Here is a 15,358-nt window from a genome sequence, read left to right as displayed (position 1 = left end):
CGTTAATAATGAGTGAGTAGTGAGTAGTGAGTAGTGAGTAGTGAGTAGTGAGTAGTGAGTAGTGAGTAGTGAGTAGTGAGTAGTGAGTAGTGAGTAGTGAGTAGTGAGTAGTGAGTAGTGAGTAGTTATGAGAGTACTCTATTAAGAAGTACTCCCTTAATTTTGATATAATAGTCTAGTTATAATGTTGGAAGTCGAATTATTGGATATAATAAGATACTTCTTCTTTTGTTAATTTAATAATGCCATCTTTGCGTTTACGGAATAAACGAAGCAAGATGATTAAACGGGGTAAGCAAAACCAAATATGCCACATAACTAAAGAAATTGAAAAATTGACTGGGAGCCACATACATAAAACAGCAGCAAAGCATAACCCGATCCACGTTGTATGTAATAACACTCTGCGGAATGTAGAATAGCCCATAAATTGATCAGGCAGATAACCGATCCATGGAAATTGAATTTGAAATTTCCATCGTTTGCGTAAATGATTGACCGTCATAATCAATACAGAACGAGAAATAACATATTGAATCCATAATACTAATGGAAAAGAAAGCACCCAAAAACCAAAACTAGACCATGAAAAGTAATACAGTTCAATCGCTAATGTTAGAATAGGTATAAGTAAATATATTAAATTCCAGACTTTGGTCACTGGCCATTTTTTGATGAGTTGATATTGATAAAAAGTTGCATTTTGTTGAGCTTCTGCTACCATCCGGTGCGACCCTCCTTGTATTGTATTATTGTTATCATTTGGTAGTGGTATTTAACTTTTGATCTTCATATTTTCCACGAGAAGTAGTCTGTATCCAATCGCTAGTTGTTACCCTTATATCGGTTAAATATGTACCTTTTGAAATACACGTACTCAAATTATAAGTACCTAGCATATATCATAAGTCAGTTTGAGACGATATCTGTTATTTTGATTATAATAAGAATAGGGAACAATACACAATAAATATTATAGGAATGACTATATGACTAATCAATGGAAAGCTTCTACAACCAAATTATGCAAAGCACCTTTATATGATGCTTTGACTCATTACGCTGGTTCAGATCAGCGTAGCTTTCATGTGCCTGGACATAAAAATGGTATGATCTATACGGATGTGCTCAAACCAATCATAGGAAATGATTTATTTAGCTCTATACTACAACTGGATGTTACCGAAATTAGTGGTACCGACGATCTTCATCATCCTGAGGGTGTTATTCAAGAAGCTCAGCAGTTGGCTGCCCAATGTTTTGGAGCTGAGGAGAGTCATTTTCTTGTAGGTGGTAGCACAGTTGGTAATCTAGCTCTTATTTTAACAGTATGTAGTCATCCAGGGGATATTATTATTGTACAACGTAATGTACATAAATCGATATTACATGGATTAATGATGGCAGGAGCTAAGGCAGTCTTTTTAACATCGGAGTTAGATCAAGCAAGCGGTCTGGCTGTAATTCCAAATCTAGAAAGTATTGAAGTAGCGTTGAAGCAATATCCGACTGCCAAAGCTGTTCTACTTTCTTCGCCCAATTACTATGGTATGGGTAAAGACTTGAGTGGAATTGCTGAAGCTTGTCATCGCTATCAGATACCTTTGCTAGTTGATGAAGCCCATGGAGCACATTATAGCCAGCATCATCGTTTCCCTATCAGTGCGTTAGCAGCAGGTGCAGATGGTGTTGTTCAATCTACTCACAAAATGTTGGCAGCAATGACTATGAGTGCGATGCTACATGTGCAGGGGGATTTGATTGCACGTTCTTTATTAAAGCAACGATTGACGATGGTTCAGAGTTCAAGTCCTTCCTATCCGTTGATGGCTTCTCTGGATCTAAGTCGTTATTTATTAGATTGTTATGGAGAGCAAATTTTCACAACCGGATTAGAAGCTCGAGATCATTTTATGGATAAATTGGTGGAAAACAAAAGATTCGATTATTTATCTTTTTCAGATGAGAGATATACACAAGATCCTTTTAAAGTGGTGATCTATGATCTAGAAGGGTATTTGTCTGGTGAAGTCTTGCAAGAGCGGTTAGAGCACTATGGTTGTGTACCTGAGATGAGTGATGATCGGTATGTTGTGCTCGTATTTAGTCTGGGTTCGACATTGGAAGATAGTCTGCGCTTGTTAGATGCTCTTCATCAGATCGCTCAAGAGCCACTCACAGTTAGTGTAGAAGATCATCAAGTAAACAACGTGGAACAAGATAAGAATCAAGCTACAATAGAGCGTACACGATCTTCTGAGGGCACTGAGGATGACCATTTGTCAAAAAAGAAGAGTTCAGTGACTTTATTTCATTCTAATGCGGATAGTGCAGATCAGAAAATTAATGATCATACAGAACAGCATAGGGATCAAGCAACAAATCAAGGCAAATCCATCAATCTTGATAAAGATCAATCTAATGAGCAAAATAAGTACAATATATCAGAGCCTATTTTGTTTACAATGACACCTATTGATGAAGAAAATGTAGAGGTAGTATCTCTAGAACAAGCAGAAGGACGTATATGTGCAGAAATGGTGATTCCCTACCCTCCCGGTATTCCCATTTTGTATGCAGGAGAAATCATACATTCTTCTGTATATGATAGACTGTTAACATTACGAAGCCATCATCACAAAATACAAGGCACTGCTGATTCTACATTGAATACATTGCGTGTCTATAAATAGATGTCTACCGAGCAGTAGTCTACAGAAAGCAGGAATAAGAATGAAGGCAAAAGGTTTATTTATTGTATTAGAAGGTATGGATGGTAGCGGTAAAACGAGTCAGCTTGAACATATTAAACGTTATCTTAATGAACAACAGATTGATTTTTTATCGACTCGTGAACCGGGGGGAATCTCTGTATCTGAACAAATTCGTGAAGTTATTTTGAATGTTGATAATGATATGAGTGGATTAACAGAGTGTCTATTATATGCAAGTGCTAGAAGAGAACATTTAATTCAAAAAGTGATTCCAGCGCTTCAGGCAGGAAGAATCGTTATCTGTGATCGATATGTGATGTCTTCTTTGGCTTATCAAGGGTATGGACGTGAACTGGGCAAAGCTGTACTCGATATTAATCAATTAGCGATAGATGTAGAGGGTCAGCAGTATTGGGCAGATATGAATATCTATATTGATGTTAAGCCTGAAGTAGGATTAGAGCGCATTATGTCTAAGTCTGGTGAACGAGAAGTCAATCGTCTGGATCTGGAAGCATTGGAATTTCATCATCGAGTACATCAAGGATATATGGAACTATCTGAACAACACGCAGAACGGTTTGTTATGATCAATGGTGAGCAAGATGAACAGCATGTTTTTAACGATATTAAGCAAGTATTGGATACATTAATTCAGCAGTATCATGTATAAGAATAAGGAATATGCTTCTTATTCAGGGTAGTCGGTTACAATATGGATAAAGAGTAAATAGAGGTATTATGCTTATCGATGTCGAATACAAAAAGCAGGGCTTGGTGCCTTACAGATCTGTAAAAGGAGGGCTATTATAATGAAACTGATTATTGCGATCGTGCAAGATAAAGATAGTAACCGTCTATCAGGCGAATTGGTAAAAGCTAATTTTCGGGCAACAAAACTAGCCAGTACAGGTGGATTTTTACGTGCTGGAAATACAACATTTATGATTGGTGTTGATGATAGCCAGATCGAAGCTGTTATGGAAGTCATTCGTAATAGTTGTAAGATTCGTGAACAGCTGGTTACACCAGTTACTCCAATGAGCGGTACAACAGATTCGTATCTTCCATTGCCAGTGGAAGTACAAGTAGGTGGCGCTACTGTATTCGTAATGCCTGTTGAGCGATTTGAACATTTCTAAAAAAGAATTTTATTTTAAAAAATACGCAAAAATCAGTACATCTTTAAACATAATTAAATAATAAAGAGTATAATTAAGAAACAAACAGAGGATCGGTTACGTTATTGGGAACCGGTCCGTCTTTATTATCTGCTGTAAATCTATGATCGTTCGTTGTATCGATACGTAAAAATTGAACTTTTTTTCATTTTACTATTCGTAAATCAGTGAATATGAACGATACTAATTAATAACGACTCTGTTTAGCGACTGCTAATTGATATATACACTATCCGGCATATATAAAGAAGATCTGCCTATAAGCAGAAGTTCAATGCCAGCAAAGAAAGGAAGAAAATAATGAAAATTAACCCCGGTTATCCTCCATTAAAAAGTAACCCTATCGTATCCGATTCTCCCAATAGAGTAGTGCAGCAACGGAATTTCTCGGATGTGCTTCAAAATAATAGTGCTCAAGCGACACATGATGATATTCAGCGTCAATTTAAAGAGATTCAAATGCAGGGTGACCGGCTTGCAAAATCGATGACACTACGTGAACTTAAAGCGTATCAAATGTTGGTTAAACGCTTTTTGGAAGATACCGTGCGTCGCGGTGTCAAAGTAAAAGAAACGCAAAGCTTCGATCGTCGGGGTCGTGGTAAAAAGTATAAATTGCTAGATGAAGTAGATTCTATGTTGATGAATATGGCAGAAGAATTGCTTCAAAGTGAAGAAGGACGAATCGAGTTATTGCAACGGATGGGTGAAATTCGAGGTATGCTTATTAACTTTTTATATTAATATAGTGAGTATAGATCTTGAAGTGAGCTGTTCAGTAAGGAGGCACCATGTCTTTTCAAGAAATTGTCGGGCAAGATATTGCTAAGCAGATGTTACAAAATGGTCTGCGTAATCAAAAGATTTCTCATGCATATTTGTTTAGTGGACCAGCAGGTAGCGGTCAGATGAAGATGGCGAATAGCTTTGCTAAAGCATTAGTCTGTATTCATAAAGGCGACGAAGCCTGTGGAGAGTGCATACAGTGTCGCAAGATGGAACATGGTAATCATCCTGATTTTCATGTGATTGAACCAGATGGATCTTCAATCAAAATTGAGCAAATCCGCGATATTCAGCGGATTTTTTCGTATCGTTCAGAATCGGGTAACCGTAAAATATATATTATCAAAGATGCAGATAAAATGACGATACAAGCGTCCAATAGTCTGTTAAAATTCTTGGAAGAACCGCCAGCACCTGCTGTAGCTATTTTGCTCACAGAAAATGCACAGTCAGTATTGCCTACGATTCGTTCCCGTACTCAACCTATAGTATTTACGCCACCAGATCCTCAAAAAATGGCTCAAATCTTAGGAGATGAAGGCTTTCCAATGCCTTTAGTACGATGCGTTGTTCATATTGCGTCTGATCTGGAGGAATGCCGAGAATTGCTAGCACAGAATTGGTTTGCAGAAATCAGAAACGTAATGTTACAATTAGGGAAGGAATCCGCAGGTAGAGGGAGTATGAGCCTTATTACTGCTCAGCAAAAGCTGTTTAAAGGCGGACTTGGAGATCATATTGAGCACGTATTTGATCTTTTCCACTTATGGTTTAAGGATATCATTCATATCCAGATTGGAAGGCACGAGAGTATCGTTTTTATAGATCAGTTAGAGTCTCTCTCCAAGGTGGCTACCACTCGTGATATGCAGCATTGGATATCGTGTATGTCGCTTGCTGCAGAGTGTAAGAAAATGCTTCGTTCTCATGTGAATCCACAGTTATGCATGGAGCAATTTCTTATAGGCGTTAGCGGTTGAAGGAGCTTCATCACAGACCGGACAGTGTATAACATCATGCAGAGTGCACAAAGCTTTAAACAAACGCACATTTTTTGAATACGTCATGTCAGGTGAGAATAAGAAGTAATTCTTCATATCGGAATTTTTGCCGTAGAGTTGAAAAACGGTATTGGCAAATGAGGGGGCTTATCTTTTGTATAGTGTAGTAGGAGTCCGCTTTAAAAAAGCGGGTAAAATATATTATTTCGATCCGTTAGACTTTCCAGTTGAAAGTGAACAACACGTTATTGTAGAAACTGCACGTGGGATTGAATATGGTAAAGTAGTGATTGGTAAAAAAGAAGTCAATGAATCTGATGTCGTTCTTCCTTTGAAAAAAGTGATTCGGATTGCAGAAGATCATGATGCTCAAGTAGTAGAAGAAAATCGGATCGCAGCTAAAAATGCTTTCACAACCTGTCTTAACAAAATCAGAGAGCATGAATTGAAAATGAAGTTGGTCGATGTAGAATTTACATTTGATCGTAATAAGATTATTTTCTATTTTACAGCTGAAGGTCGAGTCGATTTTCGAGAGCTGGTTAAAGATCTAGCCAGTATCTTCCGTACACGTATCGAACTACGCCAGATTGGTGTACGTGATGAGGCTAAAATGCTAGGTGGTATAGGTCCTTGTGGACGTATTCTATGCTGTTCTTCCTGGTTAGGAGATTTTGAGCCAGTATCGATCAAAATGGCTAAAGATCAAAGCTTGTCCTTGAATCCAACCAAGATTTCTGGATTGTGTGGACGTCTAATGTGTTGTCTTAAATTCGAGCACGATAATTATGAGAGCGTGAAGGAAGAGCTTCCGGCTATCGGTAAATTTGTCGTCACTTCGCTAGGCGATGGTAAAGTGGTGGGTATCAATGCCGGTTCGCGTACTGTACATGTTCAGATTTTTGACATCAGTAAAGTCAAAGAACTGCCATTGGATGACGTGGTCGTGAAGTAAACCCGATCAAGGCTGCTTTTGAGGTGGGAACTTGGAGAAGAAAAATCTTTTTACACACATTCACGAATTGGAAACACAGATGGATCATATGCATGGAGATATGGGTAAAATGAAGCAAGCTGTGAAAGAACTGTTAGAAGAGAATCAACGCTTGAGTACCGAAAATGAACAGTTGCGCAGAGTCTTGAAAAAAGAGGTTCCTGTTATTGAGCCTAAATCTGTTGGCACCTATTCGTCTAAATTGTATTCAGACTTACCTGATCTAGAAGTCGTTGGAGAAGGTTATGATAATCTAGCACGTATTTATCACGAAGGCTTCCATATCTGTAATGTGTATTATGGACATTTGCGTACAGAAGGCGATTGCTTATTCTGCCTTTCTTTTTTGAATAAATCTGAATAGTAGCATTATCCAAACCGCGGACAGCATTATGCCGCGGTTTTTATATAGTGTAATCATAATGTAGTATCATTTCTAAACAACGCAGGATAAGAAAGGAAATACCATGAACGAACAACCCCTTCTGGCAGATGAGCGTATTGATGATTTGCTTACGTATGACCTTAAAATTATTCAAAGTCGAGAAGTGTTCAGCTTTTCGATGGATGCTGTACTGCTGGCACGGTTTGCCAGTATTCCTAAGCGTGGTAAAATAATTGATCTATGTACTGGCAATGGGGTAATACCTATTCTGTTATCGACACGGACAAATGCTAGTATTGAAGGTGTGGAAATTCAAGAGCGCTTAGCAGATATGGCGATGCGTAGTGTAACCATGAATAACTTACAAGAACAGGTGAAAATTCGCATACAAGACCTTAAAGATATGCCACTTGCAGGTGAACGAGAAGCTTATGATGCTGTAACCGTTAACCCTCCTTACGCTCCTGTAACAGGAAGCGATATGAAGTTAAATATTCATCATGCGATGGCAAGACATGAGATTGGTTGTACGTTAGAAGATGTGATTCAAACGTCTGCCAAGCTTCTTCGCAATGGTGGTAAGCTGTCTATGGTTCATCGCCCGCACCGGTTAGCAGACATTATTATTTTGATGCGTCAATATGGAGTAGAACCGAAGCGTATTCGATTTGTACATCCTCGTCAACATATGGAAGCGAATATGGTGTTAATTGAAGGATTACGTGGAGGTAAGCCAGAAATGCGTATGCTACCACCACTTATCGTATATGATGAACATGAACAATATACACCTGATCTCAAAGCTGTCTATTACGGGTTAAAGGAGTCACTATGAGCATACAGATTCAAAAAAGTTTTGCTAAAGGAGAGTCTGCTGTTCTTCATGAAGGGGCAGGCACTTTGTATTTAGTTGCAACACCGATTGGTAACTTAGAAGATATGACGTATCGAGCTGTACGGACATTACAGGAATGCGATATTATTGCTGCTGAAGATACAAGGCAGACTCGCAAATTGCTAACTCATTTCGATATTACACCAGGCAAATTACTGAGTTATCATGAGCATAATAAAAAAGCCAGTGGACCGGAGTTAATTCGCCTTATTATAGAAGGAAGTAGTCTGGCGCTTGTGAGTGATGCTGGATTGCCTGCTATATCTGACCCAGGGCAAGAATTAGTGAAGTTAGCACTGGAGCAACAAATTGCTGTGGTTCCTATTCCTGGAGCGAATGCAGCACTGTCTGCTTTGATTGCTTCTGGATTATCGACAGATCGATTTACGTTTATTGGATTTTTGCCTAGAGATCATAAAGGTCAAGAAGAAGTACTGGGTAGTGTGAAGCATGGAGCAGGTACATTGCTGTTATACGAGTCTCCACACCGAATTATCAAAACATTAACAGCGATTGCACATCATTTAGGCAATCGTAATGTGGTATTAGCACGTGAGCTGACAAAGCGTCATGAAGAATGGACACGTGGTAGTGTAGAAGAAGTATTGGAATGGTTAGAATCGCATCCACCGATTGGTGAATACTGTGTTGTAATCGAGGGACAATCTATCATTGAAGCCAAAGCTGAAGCCAGCGAATGGTGGCAACAGATGACGATAGAAGAGCATGTGATCTATTACGAAAATAAAGAGAATATTTCACGTAAAGATGCAATGAAAAAAACAGCAAAAGATCGTGAAATCTCTAAACGTGATGTATATCAAGTGTTATTAAATGAAGAAGAGTAAGACGCATATGAGTGGTTACGAAAGAGCTTGCTTGGTAAATACATTTATAATAGAAGAAACTCGTTAAATAGATGAGTTTTTAACAAAAATAATGAAGAAAATAAGCGTGAAAATAGAGGAATCTTGATCTGTTCGAGGTTCCTTTTTGATGTGCAAATTGGAAGTGCTATGCAAAAGGAAGTATAATGAAAGATAAGCCTTTTTTGAAAACCAAAAGAAAGCAAAAAAATACCTTTACCCAGACAAAATGCTGAGTAAAGGTTCAAGGAGATATTAAAAAGGTTAGAATTAATAAGTTGATAGTTCTAGTATAACCTATTTTATTTATTTTGTCACAGGGACAGGAATTTCGGAAATACACTCATTACAAACGATTTTTCCTTTAAAATAAGTTACATTTTCAGCGTTACCACAGAAAATACAAGCAGGCTCGTATTTTTTAAGCATAATGCGCTCGCCATCAACGTAGATTTCCAAAGCGTCTTTTTCTCCGATACCTAGTGTACGGCGAAGTTCGATAGGAATTACTACGCGGCCCAATTCGTCTACTTTTCTTACAATACCAGTTGATTTCATCATTACTGATCAATCCTCTCAAATTTAAATATATTAGTTGTTATTGTTTTGTTTGATGTGCTAACATTCGACAAATTTCTATGTTTTATGATATTCATAATACCAACGTTTCCCAAATCAGTCAACCTATAATTTAAGAAAAATACAGTTTTTTTCACTTTTTTTTGAAAAAATATTTTTATATAGCGGTATTATCAAGTATTATAGGGTTAAAATTATTTTGTCGATTTGGAAATTCATAGCTTGTATATACCGACAACATTCGACAATATCGTCGAAAAAACTATTTTTAATTTTAAATAGTTAGGGTTTATTGATAGAAGGAGGAATTTATTTTGAAGCCTGTACAACCTTTAGGAGAAGAAAAAGTATTTAAAGATCCTGTACATAATTATATCCACGTGCAAGATCGTTTAATCTGGACTTTGATTAATACACCTGAATTTCAAAGATTACGTCGTATAAGACAATTGGGAACTTCCTATTTAACTTTTCATGGAGCAGAGCATAGCCGTTTCTCACATTCATTAGGTGTATATGAAATTACACGTCGTATTATTTCTCAATTTGAACGTGGTGGTTTTGAAGATTGGCCACGTGAAGAAAGTCTGGTGGCATTATGTGCCGCTTTATTACACGACTTGGGTCATGGACCTTTTTCTCATTCTATAGAAGAAGCTTTTGATATGGATCATGAAGAATGGACGTGTCGTATCCTACTTGGAGATACCGAAGTGAATCGGGTATTGGAAGAAGCAGAGAGTGGTCTTGCTGAACGAGTCGCTTCTGTTATTCGCAAAGATTATGAGAAAAAGATCGTTGTGAATCTGGTATCGAGTCCGTTAGATGCGGATCGGATGGATTATTTGTTACGGGATGCTTATTTTACAGGAGTTAATTATGGAACGATTGATGTTGATCGTATTTTGCGGATGCTTCGTCCTCACAATGGACGCGTCGTTGTCAAAGAATCAGGTATGCATGCGATCGAAGATTATCTTATGGCACGTTATCAGATGTACTGGCAAGTGTATTTTCATCCAGTAACTCGAAGTTCAGATATTGTATTAAAACAAATTTTCCGTCGTGCCAAAGAATTGTTCGATGAAGGATTCGATTTTAAATTTTTGCCGTATCCTTTACCTGAGTTATTCAAAGGCGATATTCAAGTTGGTGATTATTTATTGCTAGATGAAGCATTAGTACAGACAGCATTTATGCAATGGACAAGGGAAGACGATGATATTTTGGCAGATGTATGTCATCGTTTTATGCAGCGTAAGTTGTATAAATATGTAGAGACAGATCTAATTGATAAGCAGACGATTAGCAGTATACGTAGTGAATTTGCTAGAGTAGGATTACATCCTGATTATGATCTAGAAATCGATTTTCCCACCGATCTTCCTTATGATGTATTTCGTCCAGGTGATCCTAAAAAAGAAAAACAAATTCTATTATTAGATCGTCAAAACCGAATCCAAGAAATATCAGAAGTATCGGATATTGTACGTTCGATTAGCGGGATTCATCGCGGTCGATATCATCTCTATTATCCGCAAGATAAGTTGGAGAAAGTTATTCATCAATTATCCGAAGAAGTGGCAGCGATATTTGAAAACAAAATTAATCCGCCACAGATGGAATTTGAAATATAAGATTAACGAAAAAAGAACGAGAAACAGAGAAGGAGTGAGAAAAGTATATGTTATTTGATACACATACTCATTTGGATTCGATCGAATTTGCCGATGATCGTAAAGAAGTGATTGAGCGTGCTTATGCACAAGGGGTAACCCGAATGATCAATGTAGGATTCAACCGTGAAACGATTCCCACCACGATGGAATTAGTCGAAAGTTATGAATTTATATATGCGGCTATTGGCTGGCACCCTGTAGATGCGATTCATATGCAACCTGGAGATCTGGAATGGATCGAATCGCTATGCAAACATGAAAAAGTAGTAGCGATTGGTGAGATTGGTCTGGATTATCATTGGGATACTTCACCGAAAGAAGTGCAGCATAAAGTATTACGTGAACAAATCGGTCTAGCACGTTCGATTAATATGCCAATTGTTATCCATAATCGTGATGCTCATGAAGATATTGTTAAGATTTTGCGCGAAGAAAAAGCACATGAAGTTGGAGGGGTTATGCACTCCTTTTCAGGTAGCTGGGAAACGGCTAAAATGTGTCTCGATATGGGCTTTCATTTATCGTTTGGAGGACCGATTACTTTCAAAAATGCGAAGCAACCTAAAGAGGTGTTACAACAGGTTCCAATGGACCGTCTTTTGCTTGAAACAGACTCCCCATTTTTGACACCACATCCTTATCGTGGAAAACGAAATGAGTCCGGTTATGTGACACTTGTAGCAGAAGCTGCTGCTGCGCTAAAAGGGGTATCACTGGAAGAAATTAGTACAATTACAACTAAAAATGCACTGGAACGATTTGGCATTCGGTGAAAAAGAGAGTAAATCACGCAAAAAACAGCGTTAAACGGATATATGAATAAATTATAACCAAAAAACAAGAGAATATGACAACTTTTTAACCATTTATTCAGAAAAACGTGCTTGCTGGTCGCTTTACATGAGGGTTGGGTTCGGGATATTATTTCATCAGTGATTTAATCTTGCTGTTATTACGCAAGATTCCATGATTCGGTCTCGCTGAGTTTCCTGCATAGGAAAACGGGGGAACCAACATATGTCTTCAAGCCATTATTATCAGAATACCGAAGTCATTATGTATGATTCCTTTTACAGGGTCTATGGGGTGAATTGGAGGTACTCGCGCCATGAGCGGAGGAGCCTTCAAAGGGCAAGAAATATGATGTGTCCGAATCCGACAGCTAACCCCGTAAGCGATGCAGAGGCAACCTCGTATTTTCTAACGTTTTCCGAACTGTATTTAGATACGTCGGAAGCCAAGGAAAAGTTGCTTTGCTCTTTTCCAGAGGCTTCTTTTGTTTTGGGCTAAACGAAAAGATTCAGAGAATACGATATTTGAAATTTGATCTTTCAGATATTAGGTGTGTCCCTTAGACTGACCATGGCGCAGGCATTTTTGAACATCACGAAAGATTATCACACAGATTTGGTAATCTTATGCTTACGATCAGCCTGTGAAAATTCTGTTATATAGTCGCGTCATATACAATTACGTCACAGCTAGACGGCGAGACTATGAAGGAGGACGGAAGAAGTGGCAATTGCTCCTTTCGAAAAAACCCATGGTTCGCGCTCATCCAGCATGTCTTACGCGCTGAGTTGGAAGCAACAAAACCTACGCTATGTATTGTGGGCTGCATTATTAGTGATCGCTCTTGCAGCGATGCTATTGTCCCTACTTTATAATCAAGCGGGTAAAAATATTTCTGTAGTCATTGACGGCAAAGCACAAACCGTGGAAACACGTAAATTGATGCTTTCTCAACTGCTTGATGAAAATCAAATTAAAGTGGCACCACAAGATAAAGTATCTATGCCTATGAATGGCGCGCTTCAGGATGGGGACAAAGTTTATATTAACCATGCGGTTGCAGTAAACATTACGGCAGATGGTGGAACCAAGAAAATTTATACCACCTCTAAAACAGTTGGTAACACATTGGAGCAGGCTGGGTTAACACTGTCAGGTGAAGATCAATTAACACCTGCGATGGAATCTTCAGTTCATGACAATATGGATATCAAGATTGTGCGTACCAAATCATTTGTAGCGAAAAAAGTAGTCAAGATTCCGTATCAAACGGTTAAGAAAACCGATGGTTCTATGCTTGAAGGTAAAACCAAGTTAGTGCAAGGCGGTCAAACAGGTAAAGTGGTTCAATACATCGAGAAAGTATACGAAGATGGAGAATTCGTCTCCAAACGTATGGTTGATAAAAAAACAACCGCAAAAGTAAAAGATAAGATTGTAGCTATTGGTACCAAAAAAGAGGAGCCTAAACTTCTCGCAGCTGCTTCTTCTAGTGGAGGATCAAGTAATAGTACTTCCAAAGCAGGTGTAGATTTCTCTTATGCGAAAGTACTGAACAATGTATCTCTAACTGCTTATTCGTCTCAAGAACCTGGTCTAGGTACAGTGACTGCTTCGGGAGCACGTGTAACAGAAGGTCGTACGATTGCAGTCGATACGAGTGTCATTCCTATGGGATGGTGGGTATACATTGAAGGCATTGGCTTCCGCCGTGCTGAAGATACCGGTAGTGCTATTAACGGTAATAAAATCGACGTGTATATAGACAGCTTGAGCCAAGCGAGAGCATTTGGACGCAAATCCGGTTACACTGTATATGTAATTGGCCCGGTTAAACCCTAGAGAGGGTGTTGATTGGGATAGCACCATTGCTTAAGCCCAGTCATCTGTTATATGATATAAATAATATTAACTATGAGCGTGCATAAAGAAAACAAAAAGAAGAGGATAAATCCTCTTCTTTTTGTTCTGTTAAGATGAATATCGAACAGATTATCTTATCATTTAGAGAGTGAAGGGAAGCGTACAATCAACGTGATTAAAGAAGTGATTGTTGTGGAAGGACGAGACGATACCGTAGCGATTAAAAGAGCTGTAGACGCAGATACGATCGAGACAGGCGGCTCAGCTATAGGTGCTCATGTGATTCGTCGTGTAAAATTAGCTCAAGAACGACGCGGTGTAATTATATTAACTGATCCTGATTTTGCAGGTGAACGGATACGTAAGATCGTAGCGCAGAAAGTCCCTGGATGTAAGCATGCTTTTATCCCTGAAAGTGAAGCTACGCTCAAAGGTGATATCGGTGTCGAAAATGCTTCTCCAGAAGCTATTCGTGAAGCGTTGGCGCGTGTACACTCTGAGATGCCAGAAGCGGAAGTTCTGATCGATTGGGAAGATCTGATCATGACAGGACTTGTGATGCAACCTGATGCTGCGGAGCGACGAATGAAAATGGGCAATCTGCTCGGCATAGGTTATGGCAATGGAAAGCAGTTCCATAAACGTTTACGTATTTTTGGAATTAGCCGTGAAGAGTTTGCAACAGCACTCTCACAACTGGAAGCGGAGGAAGAACAATAATATGGATGAACGATTAGAAATAGCTACACCCAAACGCACCAAAGAAATTATTAATAAATATGGATTCTCGTTTAAAAAAAGCTTAGGTCAGAACTTTTTGATCGATTCCAATATTTTGAACAAAATTGTAGAAGCAGCTGAATTAACGCCTGAAAATGGAGCATTAGAGATTGGACCCGGAATCGGTGCATTAACCGAGCGTCTAGCTCAAGAAGCAGGTGCAGTCACAGCAGTTGAGATTGACCGTCGCTTGATTCCGATTTTGAAAGAAGTCTTAGAGCCTTATCCTCATGCTAAAGTACGTCATGATGATGTGCTCAAAGTCGATTTGCATCAATTGTTCCGTGAAGACTTCAGTGAAGTTGAAAAAGTCAGTGTGGTGGCTAACTTACCATACTACGTCACTACACCTATTGTGATGAAGTTGTTAGAAGAACGTTTACCGTTAGACAATATCGTCGTTATGATTCAAAAAGAAGTCGCTCAGCGCATGGCAGCCCCTCCTGGAGGCAAAGACTACGGAAGTCTTAGTATTGCTGTTCAATACTATTGCGTGCCTGAATTGATCTGTATCGTCCCTAAAACGGTATTTATCCCGCAACCGAATGTAGAATCTGCTGTCATTCGCTTGAAACTAAGGGATCGTCCGGCAGTTGAAGTCGAAGATGAAGCGTACTTCTTTGAATTAATGCAATCTTGTTTTGTACAGCGTCGCAAAACAATCGCCAATAACTTGCGTAGCCGTTATTTTGAAGGTGGCGATCGTACACAATTAGAGCAACTTTTGGCAGAAGCAGGAATCGAACCTTCTAGACGTGGAGAGACACTTAGTTTGCAAGAATACGCAACTTTGAGCAGTGTATTTTTGAGAGCAGGTATCCGTTGAAAAAATTCGTTGACAAG

16 protein-coding genes and 1 riboswitch are annotated in these 15,358 nt (G+C 38.8%); of the genes, 14 read left to right on the top strand and 2 right to left on the bottom strand.

The features are described 5' to 3' along the window. Positions 1 to 199: 199 nt before the first annotated feature. Positions 200 to 724, bottom strand: coding sequence for a hypothetical protein (locus RCP16_RS18735; RefSeq protein ID WP_308641022.1), 525 nt, complete (start codon positions 722 to 724; stop codon positions 200 to 202). A 265-nt stretch (positions 725 to 989) separates the two neighbouring features. Here RCP16_RS18735 and RCP16_RS18730 point away from each other — a divergent pair, with 265 nt between their 5' ends. The 9 genes from RCP16_RS18730 (at position 990) to rsmI (ending at position 8,804) form a co-directional block, all read left to right on the top strand. Next, positions 990 to 2,693: an aminotransferase class I/II-fold pyridoxal phosphate-dependent enzyme gene (locus RCP16_RS18730; protein ID WP_308641021.1), complete on the top strand. Its 1,704-nt coding sequence runs from the start codon at positions 990 to 992 to the stop codon at positions 2,691 to 2,693. 40 nt (positions 2,694 to 2,733) lie between these two features. Beyond that, a complete protein-coding gene (gene tmk, locus RCP16_RS18725) occupies positions 2,734 to 3,387 on the top strand; it encodes a dTMP kinase (RefSeq protein WP_137225666.1) in 654 nt (217 codons plus the stop codon). 139 nt (positions 3,388 to 3,526) lie between these two features. Continuing rightward, positions 3,527 to 3,856 carry a cyclic di-AMP receptor DarA gene (gene darA / locus RCP16_RS18720; RefSeq protein ID WP_069326055.1) on the top strand — a complete coding sequence of 110 codons (330 nt, stop codon included), beginning with the start codon at positions 3,527 to 3,529 and terminating at the stop codon, positions 3,854 to 3,856. 339 nt (positions 3,857 to 4,195) lie between these two features. Then, positions 4,196 to 4,639, top strand: coding sequence for a YaaR family protein (locus tag RCP16_RS18715; protein ID WP_069326056.1), 444 nt, complete (start codon positions 4,196 to 4,198; stop codon positions 4,637 to 4,639). A 47-nt stretch (positions 4,640 to 4,686) separates the two neighbouring features. Further along, positions 4,687 to 5,661, top strand: coding sequence for a DNA polymerase III subunit delta' (holB, locus tag RCP16_RS18710; protein ID WP_069326057.1), 975 nt, complete (start codon positions 4,687 to 4,689; stop codon positions 5,659 to 5,661). Positions 5,662 to 5,836: 175 nt separating this feature from the next. Then, positions 5,837 to 6,637: a PSP1 domain-containing protein gene (locus tag RCP16_RS18705; RefSeq protein ID WP_069326058.1), complete on the top strand. Its 801-nt coding sequence runs from the start codon at positions 5,837 to 5,839 to the stop codon at positions 6,635 to 6,637. Between the two features lie 31 nt (positions 6,638 to 6,668). Continuing rightward, positions 6,669 to 7,040, top strand: a complete 372-nt coding sequence (gene yabA, locus RCP16_RS18700) for a DNA replication initiation control protein YabA (RefSeq protein WP_137225667.1) — start codon at positions 6,669 to 6,671, stop codon at positions 7,038 to 7,040. 103 nt (positions 7,041 to 7,143) lie between these two features. After that, positions 7,144 to 7,896, top strand: coding sequence for a tRNA1(Val) (adenine(37)-N6)-methyltransferase (locus tag RCP16_RS18695; RefSeq protein WP_069326060.1), 753 nt, complete (start codon positions 7,144 to 7,146; stop codon positions 7,894 to 7,896). Next, a complete protein-coding gene (gene rsmI, locus RCP16_RS18690; protein ID WP_069326061.1) occupies positions 7,893 to 8,804 on the top strand; it encodes a 16S rRNA (cytidine(1402)-2'-O)-methyltransferase in 912 nt (303 codons plus the stop codon). Before RCP16_RS18695 ends, rsmI begins: the two co-directional genes overlap by 4 nt. A gap of 324 nt (positions 8,805 to 9,128) precedes the next feature. Here rsmI and RCP16_RS18685 read toward each other — a convergent pair whose 3' ends face one another. Further along, on the bottom strand, positions 9,129 to 9,383 hold the full coding sequence (locus RCP16_RS18685; protein WP_017815545.1) for an AbrB/MazE/SpoVT family DNA-binding domain-containing protein: 255 nt from the start codon (positions 9,381 to 9,383) through the stop codon (positions 9,129 to 9,131). A gap of 332 nt (positions 9,384 to 9,715) precedes the next feature. Here RCP16_RS18685 and RCP16_RS18680 point away from each other — a divergent pair, with 332 nt between their 5' ends. The 5 genes from RCP16_RS18680 to rsmA all read left to right on the top strand — a co-directional run bounded on the left by RCP16_RS18680 (position 9,716) and on the right by rsmA (position 15,341). After that, positions 9,716 to 11,038, top strand: a complete 1,323-nt coding sequence (locus RCP16_RS18680) for an HD domain-containing protein (protein WP_273592879.1) — start codon at positions 9,716 to 9,718, stop codon at positions 11,036 to 11,038. Between the two features lie 47 nt (positions 11,039 to 11,085). Continuing rightward, positions 11,086 to 11,853, top strand: coding sequence for a TatD family hydrolase (locus RCP16_RS18675; protein WP_069326063.1), 768 nt, complete (start codon positions 11,086 to 11,088; stop codon positions 11,851 to 11,853). Between the two features lie 195 nt (positions 11,854 to 12,048). Continuing rightward, positions 12,049 to 12,272: riboswitch (cyclic di-AMP (ydaO/yuaA leader) on the top strand. A gap of 323 nt (positions 12,273 to 12,595) precedes the next feature. Next, positions 12,596 to 13,714, top strand: coding sequence for a resuscitation-promoting factor (locus tag RCP16_RS18670; RefSeq protein ID WP_371748125.1), 1,119 nt, complete (start codon positions 12,596 to 12,598; stop codon positions 13,712 to 13,714). Positions 13,715 to 13,906: 192 nt separating this feature from the next. Continuing rightward, positions 13,907 to 14,455, top strand: coding sequence for a ribonuclease M5 (gene rnmV / locus RCP16_RS18665; protein WP_308641020.1), 549 nt, complete (start codon positions 13,907 to 13,909; stop codon positions 14,453 to 14,455). A 1-nt stretch (position 14,456) separates the two neighbouring features. Next, entirely contained in the window at positions 14,457 to 15,341 is an 885-nt protein-coding gene (rsmA, locus tag RCP16_RS18660) for a 16S rRNA (adenine(1518)-N(6)/adenine(1519)-N(6))-dimethyltransferase RsmA (RefSeq protein WP_069326065.1), read from the top strand. Positions 15,342 to 15,358 lie beyond the last annotated feature (17 nt).

It is taken from the genome of Paenibacillus nuruki, from assembly GCF_963311185.1.
GTDB classification, from domain to species: domain Bacteria; phylum Bacillota; class Bacilli; order Paenibacillales; family Paenibacillaceae; genus Saccharibacillus; species Saccharibacillus nuruki.
This window is presented reverse-complemented; position numbering and strand designations above follow the sequence as displayed.